Origin of the sequence: Tardiphaga sp. 215_C5_N2_1 (assembly GCF_052076055.1) — a bacterium.
GTDB classification, from domain to species: Bacteria; Pseudomonadota; Alphaproteobacteria; order Rhizobiales; family Xanthobacteraceae; genus Tardiphaga; species Tardiphaga robiniae.
Map to the genome: position 1 here is coordinate 6,158,481 of NZ_CP197240.1, position 14,701 is coordinate 6,173,181.

General features: G+C 59.8%; 12 protein-coding genes. 10 read left to right on the forward strand and 2 right to left on the reverse strand.

The window, feature by feature from the left end; genetic code table 11:
* The first annotated feature begins 12 nt into the window (after window positions 1-12).
* A complete protein-coding gene (locus AB7828_RS29220; RefSeq protein ID WP_231077713.1) occupies window positions 13-1,455 on the forward strand; it encodes an NAD-dependent succinate-semialdehyde dehydrogenase in 1,443 nt (480 codons plus the stop codon).
* Window positions 1,456-1,765: 310 nt separating this feature from the next.
* Here the strand turns inward: AB7828_RS29220 and AB7828_RS29225 are convergent, their stop codons facing one another.
* Complete coding sequence (locus tag AB7828_RS29225) at window positions 1,766-3,466, reverse strand: IlvD/Edd family dehydratase (protein ID WP_309946863.1); 1,701 nt, start codon at window positions 3,464-3,466, stop codon at window positions 1,766-1,768.
* Window positions 3,467-3,660: 194 nt separating this feature from the next.
* Here AB7828_RS29225 and AB7828_RS29230 point away from each other — a divergent pair, with 194 nt between their 5' ends.
* From AB7828_RS29230 to AB7828_RS29265, 8 genes are read left to right on the forward strand one after another with little or no spacing between them, the layout of a single operon-like run.
* Entirely contained in the window at window positions 3,661-4,944 is a 1,284-nt protein-coding gene (locus tag AB7828_RS29230) for an ABC transporter substrate-binding protein (RefSeq protein ID WP_120288873.1), read from the forward strand.
* A 9-nt stretch (window positions 4,945-4,953) separates the two neighbouring features.
* Window positions 4,954-5,904: a carbohydrate ABC transporter permease gene (locus AB7828_RS29235; protein ID WP_093760900.1), complete on the forward strand. Its 951-nt coding sequence runs from the start codon at window positions 4,954-4,956 to the stop codon at window positions 5,902-5,904.
* Between the two features lie 11 nt (window positions 5,905-5,915).
* Window positions 5,916-6,758, forward strand: coding sequence for a carbohydrate ABC transporter permease (locus AB7828_RS29240; RefSeq protein WP_439060444.1), 843 nt, complete (start codon window positions 5,916-5,918; stop codon window positions 6,756-6,758).
* A 9-nt stretch (window positions 6,759-6,767) separates the two neighbouring features.
* Window positions 6,768-7,904 carry an ABC transporter ATP-binding protein gene (locus tag AB7828_RS29245; protein ID WP_441231894.1) on the forward strand — a complete coding sequence of 379 codons (1,137 nt, stop codon included), beginning with the start codon at window positions 6,768-6,770 and terminating at the stop codon, window positions 7,902-7,904.
* The gene (locus tag AB7828_RS29250; protein WP_120288875.1) at window positions 7,901-8,920 is read left to right on the forward strand and encodes a Gfo/Idh/MocA family protein; all 1,020 of its coding nucleotides are present in this window, start codon (window positions 7,901-7,903) and stop codon (window positions 8,918-8,920) included. Before AB7828_RS29245 ends, AB7828_RS29250 begins: the two co-directional genes overlap by 4 nt.
* Window positions 8,917-9,600, forward strand: coding sequence for a GntR family transcriptional regulator (locus AB7828_RS29255; protein WP_093760894.1), 684 nt, complete (start codon window positions 8,917-8,919; stop codon window positions 9,598-9,600). Before AB7828_RS29250 ends, AB7828_RS29255 begins: the two co-directional genes overlap by 4 nt.
* Window positions 9,601-9,646: 46 nt before the next feature.
* Window positions 9,647-10,432 (forward strand): SDR family oxidoreductase, encoded by a 786-nt coding sequence (locus tag AB7828_RS29260; protein WP_120288876.1) that lies wholly within the window; start codon window positions 9,647-9,649, stop codon window positions 10,430-10,432.
* An 11-nt stretch (window positions 10,433-10,443) separates the two neighbouring features.
* Window positions 10,444-11,361 carry a dihydrodipicolinate synthase family protein gene (locus tag AB7828_RS29265; RefSeq protein ID WP_231077711.1) on the forward strand — a complete coding sequence of 306 codons (918 nt, stop codon included), beginning with the start codon at window positions 10,444-10,446 and terminating at the stop codon, window positions 11,359-11,361.
* Between the two features lie 942 nt (window positions 11,362-12,303).
* Here the strand turns inward: AB7828_RS29265 and AB7828_RS29270 are convergent.
* Window positions 12,304-13,296, reverse strand: a complete 993-nt coding sequence (locus AB7828_RS29270; RefSeq protein WP_120288878.1) for a helix-turn-helix domain-containing protein — start codon at window positions 13,294-13,296, stop codon at window positions 12,304-12,306.
* Between the two features lie 209 nt (window positions 13,297-13,505).
* On the opposite strand from AB7828_RS29270, the gene AB7828_RS29275 reads away from it, so the two are divergent.
* On the forward strand, window positions 13,506-14,699 hold the full coding sequence (locus tag AB7828_RS29275; protein WP_120289247.1) for a serine hydrolase domain-containing protein: 1,194 nt from the start codon (window positions 13,506-13,508) through the stop codon (window positions 14,697-14,699).
* Window positions 14,700-14,701: the final 2 nt, after the last annotated feature.

Here is a 14,701-nt window from a genome sequence, read left to right on the forward strand (position 1 = left end):
AGGATTCAGTCCATGCAGCGACAATATCTCGATACGCTCCCGCATTATATCAACGGTGCATGGGTCCAGCCGACCTCGGGCGATTACCAGGACGTGATGAATCCATCCACGAATACGCCCATCGGCAAACTCGGGCATGCGTCAAAGGCCGATCTCGACAAGGCGATCGCGGCTGCTCAATCCGGCTTCAATACCTGGCGACGCGTCTCCGCCTTCGAGCGCAGCAAGATCCTGCGCAAGGCTGCCGATCTGGTGCGCGCGCGGGTCGAGCAGATCGCCACCATTCTCACCTTTGAGCAAGGCAAGCTCCTGGCCGAGGCGAAGCTCGAAGTCATGGGCTCGGCCGACGTCATCGAATGGTTCGCCGAGGAAGGTCGCCGCGCCTATGGCCGCATCATTCCGGCGCGCGCCGACGGCGTCCGCAACATGGTGCTGATGGAGCCTGTTGGTCCGGTGGCGGGCTTCTCGCCCTGGAATTTTCCGGTGTTACAGGCTGCTCGGAAAATCTCCGGTGCGCTTGCCGCCGGTTGCTCGATCATCATCAAATGCCCCGAGGAAACGCCGGGTTCGCCAATCGAGTTCGTAAAATGCTTCGAAGAGGCCGGTGTGCCCGCCGGTGTGATCAATCTGGTTTACGGCGTTCCGGCCGTGATCTCGGAATATCTCATCAGCTCACCGGCGATCCGCAAGATATCGTTCACGGGATCTGTCCCGGTCGGCAAGCATCTGGCCTCGCTTGCCGGACAGCATATGAAGCGCTCGACCATGGAGCTTGGCGGCCACGCGCCCGTGCTAGTTTTTGACGATGTCGAGACCGATGGCATTGCTACACTTCTGGCCGGCATGAAATATCGCAACGCGGGCCAGGTCTGTGTTTCGCCAACGCGGTTCTTTGTTCAGGAGAGGTCCTACGACAAGTTTGTTGCCAAATTCACGGACCTTGCGCGCGGTATCGCAGTCGGAGACGGGTTTGATCCCAACAGCAAAATGGGACCGCTTGCCAATCCGCGGCGGGTCAATGCGATGGAAACCACTCTGCTCGATGCCCAGGAGAAGGGTGCTAAAGTCGAAACGGGTGGCAAGCGCATTGGCAATGCGGGCAACTTCTTCGAGCCGACTGTACTGACGAATGTCCCCGCTCATGCGCGAATTATGCACGAGGAGCCATTTGGCCCGATCGCGGTGATGCTACGTTTCAAGGATGCCGATGAAGTGCTGGAGCGCGCCAATAGTCTGCCGTTCGGTCTTGCGAGCTATGCCTTTACCAAGGATGCGAAGACTGCAACCAAGGTGTCCGATGGACTCGACCACGGAATGGTATCTATCAATCATTTTGGTATCGCGCTTCCGGAAACGCCATTTGGTGGCGTAAAAGAGTCAGGTTACGGGCACGAGGGAGGTATTGAGGGGCTTAATGCTTACTTGAGTACAAAATTCGTGAGCCATCTCGGTTGAGTTTGGCAGCTAGTCTCTCATGAAACCGTGGACGCAATTCTTCGTTCTGGATGCGGGTGTAGGGGAAAGTATCGACGCGTCGACAGTTCCCTTTGTAGATCGCTTTTGACCGCTTATGGCGCAAAGCGGACATTGATACGAGCCTGGGATGGATAGCTTGCTTACGGCGCATTATGAACGAACGGTTGAAGTCATTCTTCTCAAGATGAGCGGACATTCTCAGAGCTCACGGGAGTGGGCCAACGCAATCTTTGATAGTATCCGTTTGTAAAGGCGGATTGCAGGCGATGCGTGATCGCGAGGTAAAGTCTTACGTCTTTTTCGCGATCATGAAATCGAAGTCGCAGCCCTTATCGGCTTGCGTTACTGTCTGCTGAAACAGGCGAGCGTAGCCACGTTCAGGCAGGACTGCATGAACCTTTGACTGTGCTGCGCGGCGCCCGTCGAGTTCGGATTCATCGACCAGGAGGTTGATGGACCGCCCATCGACGTCAAGCCTGATCTGATCACCGTTGCGGACCAGTCCGAGCGGGCCGCCCACCGCGGATTCGGGCGTGATATGCAGCACGATTGTGCCGAATGCAGTGCCACTCATGCGGGCATCTGAAATGCGCACCATGTCCTTCACGCCTTGTCGGCCGAGCTTTTTGGGGATCGGTAGATAGCCCGCTTCCGGCATGCCGGGAGCGCCTTTGGGGCCGGTGTTCAGCAATACCAGAACGTCGTCGGCCGTTACGTCGAGATCGGGATCGTCGATCCGTAGTGCCATGTCCTCGACAGAAGTAAACACCACGGCGCGGCCGGTGTGCTGCAGCAGCCGGGGCGTCGCGGCCGAGCGCTTGATGATCGCGCCGCCTGGTGCGAGGTTGCCGTACAGCACGGCCATGGAGCCTTCGGCCTTGATCGGATTACTGCGCGGCCGGATGACGTCCTGACCGGGGACGATCTCAGCTTCGGCCGCAATCTCGCCCAGCGTCTTGTCTGCGATGGTCGGCGCGCTGCCATCAATAAGGTCGCCAAGTTCTGCAAGCAACCTGGGCATGCCACCAGCGTGATGGAAATGTTCCATGTAGTGAGCGCCCGAGGGTTTCAGATCGATCAGCACAGGCGCAATGCGACCGATCTCGTCGAGCATGTCGAGATCGTAACCATAGGGCGTTCGGTTGGCGATCGCGGTGAGATGAATGATGCCGTTGGTGGAGCCGCCGATCGCTTGCATGACAACGGTGGCATTACGGAAAGCTGCAGGTGTCAGCAATTCCGAGGGACGTGGTCCGCCGCTTACCGCCATTTCGGCGGCGCGCTTGCCGCTTGCTTCGGCGAGACGGAAACGTTCGGCGTGCGGGGCAGGGATGGTCGCGCTCATCGGCAGCGACAGGCCCAGTACTTCCGTGACGCAGGCCATCGTGCTGGCGGTACCCATCACCATGCAGGTCCCGACGGAGGGCGCGAGGCGTTCGTTGACTATCTCGATTTCCTCGGCGTCGATCTCGCCGGCGCGGTGCGCGCTCCAGAGGCGGCGACAATCGGTACAGGCGCCGAGCACCTCACCCTTGTGATGACCGACGACCATGGGGCCGACAGGGATCACCACCGTCGGCAGATTGACGGATGCCGCGGCCATGATCTGGGCCGGCAGCGTCTTGTCACAGCCGCCGATGACCACGATGGCGTCCATCGGCTGCGCGCGGATCATCTCCTCGGTGTCCATGGCCATCAGGTTGCGCAGGAACATCGAGGTGGGGTGCGCAAAACTTTCGTGGATCGAGATGGTCGGGAACACCATGGGCATCGCGCCGGCCAGCATCACGCCGCGCTTCACCGCCTCGATGATGGCAGGGACGTTACCGTGGCACGGATTGTAGTCGCTGTAGGTGTTGGTGATTCCAACGATCGGGCGCTCCAGCGCATCGTCGGAATAGCCCATCGCCTTGATGAACGCCTTGCGCAGAAATAGCGCAAATCCCGCGTCGCCATAGTTTGTCAGCCCTTTGCGAAGCCCTTTGGACATGTCGTTTCCCCTGCGGCCACCAAAGCCGATTTTCTTCGTTACATCGCCGGCGTCGTTGGAATTGTCAATAATCCTATTCGATACAGCGGATATAATCGCTAATACCGCGGAATTGGATATTTATTATTGACAATATACCTGGACCTGTTCCAGGGTCCGGCCCAATAAAAAACAGACATCCGGAGGAGATCACCATGACGGCACGGAGAATTGGACTGGCTGCGGTTGTCGCGGCGGCCACCATCGCGAGCGCTGCTCCCGCTTTTGCGCAGGCCACGCAGATCACGATGTGGAGCAACTGGCCCGACGAGCCCGCCAAGAAGGATTGGGTGACGACGCGGGTGAAGGACTTTGAGGCTGCGAACAAGCAGTGTTCGGTCAAGCTCAGCTTCATCCCGAAAGCGGATCTCTACACCCAGGCCAAATCAGCGGTGCGGACCGGGCAGGCGCCCGACATCTTCTACATGGAGCCGGATCAGCCGGAATTTCTCGCCGGAGGCTTCCTCGAACCGCTGGATAGCTATGTCGATCTGGCGCAATACGAGGACTGGTCGAAACCAGCCTGGACATCGAAGGGCAAAGTCTACGGCCTGCCGGTCGAGGCCTATACGGTCGAGCTCTACTACAATAAGGACGCGGTCAAGAAGGTCGGCGTGGATGTACCGGCGTCGTTCCAGCTAACGCAGGAGCAGTTCACCGATCTGGTGAAGAAGGGCGTTGCCGCCGGCATCACCCCGGTGTCGCAGGGCGTCGGCGATCGTCCGTTCCCGGGTGGCTTGCTTCTGTTCGAGTCGCTGCTGCGTAAGCTCGGTATCGAGGACTATGGCAAGCTGCTCAATGGTGGGCTGTCGTTCAAGGATCCGCGCGTCGTTGAAGTCATGACCTGGATGAAGGGGCTGGTCGATGCCGGTGCCTATCCGAAGAGTTTTTCCACGCTGAAGCTCGGTGAGTCCCACTTCTATTTTTACAACACGCCGGGCGCGCTGACCTTCCCGGATCCGAGCTGGTTCACGGGTCGCGCCTTTGCGCCACCGGAAGGTGGTGGCATGCCGGCCAATTTCCCGCTCGGCATCATGCAATTTCCGGCAATGGACAAGGGCGCTTGTCCGGACTGCAAGACGCTCGCCGTCGCCGGCAGCTTCGTGATGTATTCAAAGAGCAAGAACAAGGATTGCGCCGGTGCGCTGATGAAATCCATGGCCACCGTCGAGAATGGCACCAAGTGGATGGAGCAGGTCTCGCTGCAGACCGGTCTGAAATCCGACCCGGCCAAGATCAACAGCCCGCGCAAGGACTACTTTGCGGAGCTCAACGCACGCAACAAGAACGTCAAATACTTCTTCGGCACGCCTCTGCTGTATTACCGCGCCAAGTGTGCGGAGACCTACACCCAGGTCATGAACAACGCTTTTCCGGCTGGCCTTCTGAGCGTTCAGGAAGCCGCGGAGAAGATGGACAGCGCCTGCTTCAAGAGCTGAGTACTAACAATGACATCGATCAGCATTCCATCCGCTGCCGAGGAGGGGGCTCAGCACGCAGCCCCCTCGCTGGCCGATCCGCGCCGGGCGAGCTGGTGGGTGCTGGCCGTCTTTCTGGCGCCGGCTTTGGCGGTGTATATCGGACTGACCGCCTATCCGGCGTTTCGAACCTTCTATGACAGCTTCTTCACCATTGAAGGTCTCGATGCGACCTTCGTCGGCCTGGATAACTATCGCGCGCTGATGTCCGACGAGACGTTCTGGGTGTCGGTGCGGAACACATTCATCTGGTCGTTCATCGCGCCCGTGCTCGATGTTGTGACAGGCCTGCTGCTCGCACTGGCGCTATATGCGGGCGTTCCTGCCGCGCGCTTCCTGCGGGTCGCGTGGTTCACTCCGGTCCTTCTATCCTACGTCGTCGTCGCGATCCTCTGGATGTGGATATTCAACTACGACTGGGGAATCCTCAACGCCATGCTGCGCGCCGTCGGGCTTGGGGCACTGGCGTCGTCCTGGCTCGGTGATCCAAATTTAGCGCTCGGCGCACTCATCGTGACCCATGCCTGGAAATGGGCAGGCTTCAACATGGTGGTCTGTCTCGCGGCGATTCATTCGTTGCCGCGCGAGGTACTAGAAGCCTCCGAACTCGACAATTGCGGCTGGGGCGCCAAGCTGCGCTACGTCATTGTGCCGATGCTGCGGCCGACCTTGCTGAACCTTTATATTCTTGCCTTCATCGGCAAGATGAAGATCTTCGATCTGGTCTGGATCATGACCCAGGGCGGCCCGCTATGGGCGACCGAAACCGTATCCACCTACGTCTACAAGCGTGCTTTCAACTGGAACACCTTTGATCTCGGATATCCTTCCGCCATCGCGTCGGTGTGGTTCGTGGTGGTCTGCGCCGCTGTCATCATCCTCAATCGCCTTCTGGCGACCCGCGAACGTCTGGAGTACTGATCGTGGCTGCCATGCTTGCGGAACGCGCACCTTTGCCGCGTTTCTTCAGCCGCGGAGCGCTTGCTCTCGTGCTGGGCCTCTACACTATCTACACGCTGGGACCGTTCCTGTGGCTCGCCACGATGTCGGTGCGCACCACCGCCGAGATCAGCGCCGACCACTATGCGTGGCCCAAAGTGTTCCACTGGGAGCAGTTCCGGATCGCCTGGGTCGATTCCGATTTTGCGACCTATTTCTGGAATTCCACGATTGTCGTGGTGGGCGCCGTCGCCGTCGTGACGCTGCTTGGCGCCGCAGCAGCGCATGCGTTGGCGCGCTATCGTTTCCGCGGCAATCGGCTGGTCTACGGCATCCTGTTCTCGTCGATCATTTTCCCGCCGCAGATTACGTTGGTCTCGCTGTATCAGATCCTGGTCGACTACAATCTTTACAACAGCCTGCTCGGGCTGACGCTGGTCTATGTGTCGCTGCAGCTGCCGCTGACAATCTATCTTCTGGAAGGGTTCTTTGCGCGCATTCCGCAGGATCTGTTCGACGCCGCCAAGATCGATGGCTACGGCGATCTCGAAATTTTCCGGCGCATCGTGCTGCCCATCGGCATGCCGGCGATTGCCACTACGCTGATCCTGAACTTTATCCAGCTCTGGAACGAGTTTCTGTTTGCCGTCGTGCTGATCACCGATCCTGATAAGCGCACGCTGCCGGTCGGCATTCGCGCCTTCATGGGCGATCATTTCCAGGACATCGGCATGATCGCCACCGGCGTCATGATCTCCGTCATTCCGGTGATCATCGTCTACGTTTTCTTCTCAGAGAAACTCATTCGCGGCATGACTGCCGGCGCAATCAAATAAGAGGCAGCCATGGCCGTTGTCACCCTCGACAAACTCTCCAAACAATATGGGCCGACAGGTCCGGTAGTCGTTGACAAGGTCGATCTTCATATCGGCGACGGCGAATTCATGGTTCTGCTCGGGCCCTCAGGCTGCGGCAAGTCGACGACACTGCGCATGATCGCGGGCCTGGAAGAGATCAGCTCCGGCAAGCTCTCGATTGGCGATCGCGTAGTCAATCAGGTGCCGGCCAAGGATCGCGACATCGCGATGGTGTTTCAGTCCTATGCGCTCTATCCGCATATGAGCGTTGCGGACAATCTCGCCTTCGGCCTGCGCCGGCGCAATTTCGCCGCTGCCGAGATCGAACGCCGGGTGCAGGATGCGGCGAATATTCTTGGTCTGGCGCCGCTGCTGACGCGCAAGCCCAGCGCGCTGTCCGGCGGCCAGCGCCAGCGTGTCGCACTCGGGCGCGCCATGGTGCGCGAGCCGATGGTGTTCCTATTCGACGAACCGCTGTCCAACCTCGACGCTGCGTTACGCGTCAACACCCGCAGCGAGATCATCAAGCAGCACAAGCGGCTGGGATCGACGATGATCTATGTGACCCACGACCAGGTCGAGGCCATGACCATGGGAACGCGGATCTGCGTCATGAATGCCGGTCGCGTTGCTCAGATCGGCGCGCCGCTCGACGTCTATTGGGAGCCGGCGGACACGTTCGTCGCCCGATTCTTGGGATCGCCACCGATGAATCTGGCGACGGCGGTTGTCGCTTCGGCCAATGAAAGCTCTGTGGCACGAAGCCAGAGCCTTGAGACGGCGCTGACGCGCTGGTCGCCTCAGTTATTGGGAAAGCTGGTAGACCAAAAAGTGACAATCGGCGTGCGCGCCGAGGATTTGCATATCAACAAGGCGGCGTTGGGCAGCGAGCCTGCGGGCCATGTGCGGGGGCGTACGATCGCGGTGGAGCCGTTGGGCGCGGAAACCTTGCTGTTGGTCGAAATCGAACCCGACGTGGAGTGGACGGCGCGATTGCCGCGTCATGTGCCTGTCGCCATCGACGAGACCGTCGATCTGTATTTCCCGGTCAATGCGGTCTTCGTGTTTGACGCAACGACGGGCCGGGCCGTCATCGGCGAGAAGCGTCGGGATATCGGGCAATGAGCAAGCCGTTGCGGATCGGATTGATTGGTGCGGGGTGGGTCACGCAATATCATCTGCTGGCATGGCAGAAGCTCGCGGGGCGTGCCGCGGTCGTCGCGATCGCCGATCCCTCGTCGGAGAATGCTGCTGCGCGCGCCCGGCAGTTCGGTATCGGGCAATGCTTTTCGCGCGCGGAAGACATGCTGGCGGCATGTGAACTCGATGCGGTCGATATTGCTGCGCCGCGTGCCTTCCATGCGCCTTTGGTACGCCTCGTCGCCGATCGTGGTCTGCCGGTGCTTTGCCAGAAGCCGCTCGCCCCGACACTCGCAGAAGCCGAGGCGTTGGCGCGTGATGTCGAGGGTCGCATCCGGTTGATGGTGCATGAGAACTGGCGCTTTCGTGCATACTATCGCGATGCCGCATCCTGGATCAGGGACGGTCGTATCGGGGCGGTGACAGCTGCCCGTCTGACGCTGCTGACATCGGGCACGATTCCCGATGCAAACGGCCAATATCCTGCGATCGAGCGCCAGCCGTTCATGCGCGGCGAGTCCCGCATGCTGGTGGCTGAAGTGCTAATTCACCATCTCGATACTTTGCGCATGCTGCTAGGCCCGCTGGATGTGATCGCGGCGGCGCTGACCCAAACATGTCCGGATATTGCGGGTGAAGACGGTGCCGTGATCCAGATGCGATCCCGCGGCGGCGCCGGTGTGTCGTTGTTCGCGAGCTTTGCAGCTCATGGCGCGCCGATATCGCAGGCCGATCAACTCGAAATCCTTGGCACGATTGGCTCAATTCGGCTCGAAGGTACGCAGCTGAAGCTGACGGGCGCGCAAAGCGAGATCCGCGCCTACGATCTAGCTGCGACCTATCAGGGTTCCTACGATGCGACCATCGCGCATTTCATCGATGCGCTGCAAAGCAGCGCGCCTTTCGAGACCTCTCCCGCGGACAATCTGCAAACCCTGCGCCTTGTCGAGGATTGCTACCGGTTGTCAGGGCGCGAAGCATCTCGAGGCAATGCCAGATGACCGTCACCAAAATTGCGTCACGCGCCGATGAACAGGCCGAGATCATCCGACGTGTCGAAGAGGATATCATCTTTGGCCGATTACCGCCCGGCGCGCGGCTGATCGAAGACAACCTGATGGAACGCTATGGCGCCTCGCGGCACTTCGTGCGCCAGGCGCTGGTGCATCTCGAGCATACCGGCATCGTCCAGAGGGAGAAGAATGTGGGCGCGACGGTGCGTTCCTATTCGACGGCCGAGGTGAAGCAGATCTATGAAGTGCGCGAGATGCTCACGCGCCAGGCCGCACTGATGATCCCGTTGCCAGCCAAGGCGTCGCTGATCATGGAGCTCGAAGCCATTCAAGCAGAATATGTGCGGTATGCCGAGCGCGGCGATTTGCGCGGCATTCACGACACCAATGACGCGTTCCACATCGCTCTGTTTGCGGCGTGCGGAAACCCGTATCTGGTGCGATCGCTGCAGGATTACATGGGCCTGACACTGCCCATGCGTGCCAAGAACCTTGCCGATCACAACGGGCTGCAGGTGTCGATCCAGCAGCACGATATGATGATTTCACTGCTGCGTGGCAACGACAATTGGGCGCTGTCGCAGCTCTGCGTCGAGCACATGCACTCCAGCAAGGCCGATTACCTGCAACGCGTGGCCGTGCCCGGCCCAAATCTAGGGCCGGACTGACAGGCCAACACGCATATCGATTCCGCATCTCGACAAAGGACAGGACATGGATCTCGGACTTCAGGGCAAGGTCGCGCTGGTGCTTGGCGCCGGCGGCGGCCTTGGAAGCGCTATCGCGAAGACGCTGGCGAGTGAAGGCGTGCGTGTCGCGCTTGCCGACATCGACGCGGCCGCGCTCGATCGTGTCGTCGCGGAGATCAAGCAGGGTGGAGGCGACGCGATGGCCGCCGCTTTCGATCTGGCTGATCGTGCCGCGATGGATGCGCGCGTCAGTGCCATCGAGGCAGCGTTCGGCCCCATCGACATCCTTGTCAACAATACCGGTGGGCCGCCGCCGACGCCTGCTGCCGGGCAGGACCCGGAACTGTGGAGCAGGAGCTTCGAGCAGATGGTGCTGTCGGTCATCACGCTGACCGATCGCGTATTACCCGGCATGCGCGCCCGCAAATGGGGACGTATCGTGACATCGACATCGTCTGGCGTGGTGTCGCCGATTCCCAATCTCGGCATTTCGAATGCACTGCGATTGTCGCTCGTGGGCTGGTCGAAGACGCTGGCCCGCGAAGTTGGGCGTGACGGCATCACAGCCAATATCGTGCTTCCAGGCCGGGTTGCCACCAGTCGCATCCGTTTCCTGGACGAGCAGAAGGCAAAGCGTGAAAGTCGCTCCGTCGAGGACGTGTCTGCGGAGAGCACCGCCAGTATTCCTGCCGGCCGTTATGGTGAGCCACAAGAATATGCTGATGTGGTCGCCTTTCTCGCCAGCACCCGCGCATCTTACGTCAACGGCTCGGTCATCCGCGTCGATGGTGGTCTCATTACTAGCATCTGAAGGATCAAATCATGGCTCTCGACGCAACCGCCTCTGGCGTCTTCCCAATCGCCCCCACCCCGTTTCATCCCGATGGTCGTCTTGATGAGGCCTCGCTCGGCACATTGATCGACGGATACCTCAAGGTTGGCTCAACCGGCGTCACGGTGCTTGGCATCATGGGTGAGGCGCCGAAGCTCGAGCCCGAGGAATCGATCGCGATTGCTAAGCATTTCGTGAAGGGCTTCGGAAAACTGCCGGTGATCGTCGGCGTTTCGGCGTCCGGTTTCGCAGCGATGCGCGCGCTGTCGCGAACCGTGATGGAGAATGGCGCGGCGGGTGTGATGATTGCTCCTGTGCCGAGCCTGCGTACCGACGATCAAATCACCGGCTATTACCGTCAGGCGATCGAAGCGATCGGATCCGACATTCCGTTCGTGATCCAGGACTATCCTTTGACACTGTCGGTACAGATGACGCCGAAAGTCATCCGTCAGATCGTGCAGGAGAATCCTTCCTGCATTATGCTCAAGCATGAAGACTGGCCCGGTCTTGAAAAGATATCGACGCTGCGTGCGTTCCAGGCCGAAGGGTCGTTGCGACCGATCTCGATTCTGACCGGTAATGGCGGACTGTTCCTCGACTTCGAAATGGAGCGTGGTGCAGACGGCGCAATGACTGGCTACGCCTTTCCGGACATGTTGGTCGAGCTGGTCAAGCTGCAGAAGGCCGGCAAGCGCGACGAGGCGCATGATCTGTTCGATGCGCACTTGCCGCTCTTGCGATACGAACAGCAGCAGGGCGTTGGCCTCGCCGTGCGGAAATATGTGATGATGAAGCGTGGGTTCCTGGCATCGGATGCCCAGCGCAAGCCCGGCTCGGTTCTCTCGGTGAAGGCGCGCGAGGAGGTCGACTACATGCTGTCGCGTTTGGAGCGGGCTGTGAGGTAGTCGGTGGCAAGCCTCAAAGGCGGAGTTTTTCAACACGGCGCAAAGCGGACAGAGGCAGTCGTCAGCCTTGCCCCTCTAGAAATTCCGCGATCTGCGCCTTCAGAAATGCCTTTCTGGAGATTGTTCTCCTGCCGGAAATAGTAGAGCAAATGAACGCCACTTTCGGATGGAGTAGCTACGCCCAAGAAACCTGTTGCGCTCATCCGCCGCGCAGTGCGCGGCGGAAAACCCCAAAATCGGCCCATTGCGTTTGAAGACTGGCGAGAAGCCCACTCTGGGCCGGCCATCCAGCGAAGATCGAACCAAGTCTCCGCGCGCAGTCTCCCGAAAACGGGAGTTTCTGCGGTGTTAGCCGGAGATTTTTGGGAATTGGGCGGGTTATGGGGCCGATTTTGCCACCCGGAGACTTTCCCGCTCGCCTGAAAAGCCGCCCAATACGGGCCTTTCTCGACAAATTGGGGCTATCGGCCGTTTGGCCGGACTGCTTGGCTGGGGCGGGAGTGCCGTTCGCACCTGTCTCCGTGTCAATTCCCTGCAAACAGGGTATTTTACAGGGAATTTGCGATTTTCGACACCGGTGTTCATTTTCGACCCATCCATTCAGCGGATTAAAGGGGGAAAATCGTCGAATTCCCTGTGCCATCGAACAGGGAATTCATTTCGAATTGCAGGCAATAATGAAAATGGATCAGGGAAGACAAAAGCTGCTCTTCATGCGAGGGCTAGCTACAGGACTTGCTAGAACCTTTTATTGGGAATGCCCGGACCAGGGCGACGCATACGACGATGAGATTGCATCGTTGCGGGACTACAGTCGAATCGATCGAACGTTGGCGTCGCCGTCTTGGATAGGCAGTCTGTTGCGTTTCGCGTGCGTGAACCCAGGACATAGTCGTTCCAGAATAGCCAAATGGCAGCTTTCGGCGCAAAGCGGACATCGGTCTAGTTGTTACGAGTTAGTTCCAGATTTGCATCCGCACGCGCGCGCCGCAGAGTTTCGGACGGAAGTTCGGTGAAGTGTCGCTTGTAGTCCTGCGAGAACTGGCTGAAGTGCCAGAAGCCCCACTTCACCGCGATATCATAGACGCCGATCCGCTCGTCTACACAGTGCTTGAGCTCGCGGCGCACGCGATTGAGGCGGACGGCGCGTAGATAGTGGATGGGGTTGCTGCCGAGTACGTCCTGGAAACAGTAGTTCAGCTTGCGACGGCTGGCGCCGACGCCCTTGCAGATGTCGAGGATGGTCATCGGCTGTTCGGGCGTGGACAGCATGAGGGAGCAGGCCCGATCAACGAGACGCTTGCGGGTGCCGCCACTACGGAGGTCATCGCATGGCTCGAGGTTCGGTAATAGATCGATCACCTCGGTCAGCAGGTTATCCTCGAGCTGCTGCCGTGCTGCGGGATTGTCGAGGATTGCCGGATTGTCGTCGGTGATCTCCTGGACGTATTCCAGCAATTGGCGAAGACGTTGCGCAGCGACGGGATCGGTGCGCAATTCCCGCAGCTGGTGCCAGATGCCCTCAGGCAGCTCGATCTGCATATCCTGCAGCGTGTCCTCAAGCAGCTGAGCATTCATCACAACCCCGCGCAGTTCGAATTCGGGCGGGGTGCACATATCGACTTCGGCATCAAAGCACGCGATCACATTGCCGGACGACATGCAGGCGCCATTGAAGTTGATGTCGCCAGCGCGCCAGGGCAGGGCAATGCCGAAACTATCGACCCCGAGGTGTCCATACTGGCGAACACGCTGGCTGGTGGTTTCGCGGAAGACCTGGATACCTGGCAGCCGCACCTCGACAAAACTGCCGCGAAACGCGCCGGCGCTGATCTGATCATAGTCAAGCCGCCAGCGCCCGAGATTGGCGCAATGTGCATCGACATCGTTGCTCGACGCAGCAAACAGCCAATGATCCGAGGCGTTTAGCGACATGCAGGCCCTCCGGACAGCCATTCAGGCGGTGCCAGACATAGATTGATCTTTCGAAAGACCGTTTTGCAAGCGACATGCCATCTCGCTGTGAGCCGCGGGGCGCTCAAGAATTGCTGATTTTTGATAACGGTCAATTCGCATGCTCGCCGATGATCGCTCGTCCGGATCAATGCTGATGCCGGGCGACGGACATGTTCTGCGAGGATGCGATGAAGCCAAGCGATGTCATGAAAGGTGCTCCGCCCGCCGCTGAGGCGCTCGTGACCCGGTTCAACTGGCGCAAATATCCCTACAGCCAGTGGAGTTTTCGCAATGTCCGCCAGGTGTTGCCGACCGCCGATATACGGCGCGGTGCGGCGCCAAGGCCGCTCAAGACGGCATTTCGCGATCTCGGCGCCCTTGCATTCACCTATGGCGAGGGCGTCTCAACAACGCTCGCAGAGACGTTGGCCCAGACCTATGCCGATGGCCTCGTCGTGCTGCATCGCGGCGAGATCGTAACCGAGTGGTACGGCGAGGGCATGACCCCGCACACGCCGCATCTGGTCTGCTCGGTGAGCAAGTCGATCTGTGGCACGCTCGGCGGCGTGCTGGTCGAGCGCAGCCTGCTCGATCCCGACAAGCCGGTCACGCATTATGTCCCGGAAGTCGCGTCATCGGTCTATGGCGGCTGCACGGTCCGCGACCTGCTCGATATGACCGTGGCGATCAAGTTCGACGAGGACTACGACGATCCCGAAGGCGACGTGGTCAAGTATCGGCTATGCAATGGCTGGGACGTGCTGCCGGACGGAACGGCGCAAGGCGACCAGCGCAGCTTCCTCGCCACGCTGCGGCCGAATGGCGGGTCGCATGGCAAGGTCTTTCATTACGTCTCGACCAATACGGACGTACTCGGCTGGGTCTATGAAAAGGCCTGCGGCAAGCCCTATGCGCAGATTCTCTCGGACTATATCTGGGCGCCGATGGGGGCTGCGGACGATGCCTATATCACCCTCGACACCCATGGCGCGTCACGCTCGGCCGGGGGCATCTGCGCCACGTTGCGCGATCTCGCACGGTTCGGTGAAATGATCCGTCAGCGGGGTATCGCCAATGGCACGCAGGTGGTGCCGGGGGCGTGGATCGACGACATCCATGCCAACGGCGACAAGCAGGCCTGGAAAGACGGCGATCTGGCATTCGTGTTTCCAGACGGCCGCTACCGTGCCTGCTGGTACACGATTGATCCCGCGCGCAACGATCTCGCGGCGGTGGGTATTCACGGTCAGTGGATCCATGTCGATCCATCGACTGACGCCGTGATCGTGAAGGTCGCCGCCCAGCCCAGTCCGATGGATATCGCGATCGATCATCGCTGGCTTGCTGCCTTCCGAGCCATCGGTGCGCATCTGACCGCGTAGTT

What these genes read in the sequence shown, in the direction of transcription:
- AB7828_RS29220 (WP_231077713.1), top strand. Translation starts at nt 13, where the DNA reads ATGCAGCGACAATATCTCGATACGCTCCCGCATTATATCAACGGTGCA.
- AB7828_RS29225 (WP_309946863.1), bottom strand. Translation starts at nt 3,466, where the DNA reads ATGTCCAAAGGGCTTCGCAAAGGGCTGACAAACTATGGCGACGCGGGA.
- AB7828_RS29230 (WP_120288873.1), top strand. Translation starts at nt 3,661, where the DNA reads ATGACGGCACGGAGAATTGGACTGGCTGCGGTTGTCGCGGCGGCCACC.
- AB7828_RS29235 (WP_093760900.1), top strand. Translation starts at nt 4,954, where the DNA reads ATGACATCGATCAGCATTCCATCCGCTGCCGAGGAGGGGGCTCAGCAC.
- AB7828_RS29240 (WP_439060444.1), top strand. Translation starts at nt 5,916, where the DNA reads ATGCTTGCGGAACGCGCACCTTTGCCGCGTTTCTTCAGCCGCGGAGCG.
- AB7828_RS29245 (WP_441231894.1), top strand. Translation starts at nt 6,768, where the DNA reads ATGGCCGTTGTCACCCTCGACAAACTCTCCAAACAATATGGGCCGACA.
- AB7828_RS29250 (WP_120288875.1), top strand. Translation starts at nt 7,901, where the DNA reads ATGAGCAAGCCGTTGCGGATCGGATTGATTGGTGCGGGGTGGGTCACG.
- AB7828_RS29255 (WP_093760894.1), top strand. Translation starts at nt 8,917, where the DNA reads ATGACCGTCACCAAAATTGCGTCACGCGCCGATGAACAGGCCGAGATC.
- AB7828_RS29260 (WP_120288876.1), top strand. Translation starts at nt 9,647, where the DNA reads ATGGATCTCGGACTTCAGGGCAAGGTCGCGCTGGTGCTTGGCGCCGGC.
- AB7828_RS29265 (WP_231077711.1), top strand. Translation starts at nt 10,444, where the DNA reads ATGGCTCTCGACGCAACCGCCTCTGGCGTCTTCCCAATCGCCCCCACC.
- AB7828_RS29270 (WP_120288878.1), bottom strand. Translation starts at nt 13,296, where the DNA reads ATGTCGCTAAACGCCTCGGATCATTGGCTGTTTGCTGCGTCGAGCAAC.
- AB7828_RS29275 (WP_120289247.1), top strand. Translation starts at nt 13,506, where the DNA reads ATGAAGCCAAGCGATGTCATGAAAGGTGCTCCGCCCGCCGCTGAGGCG.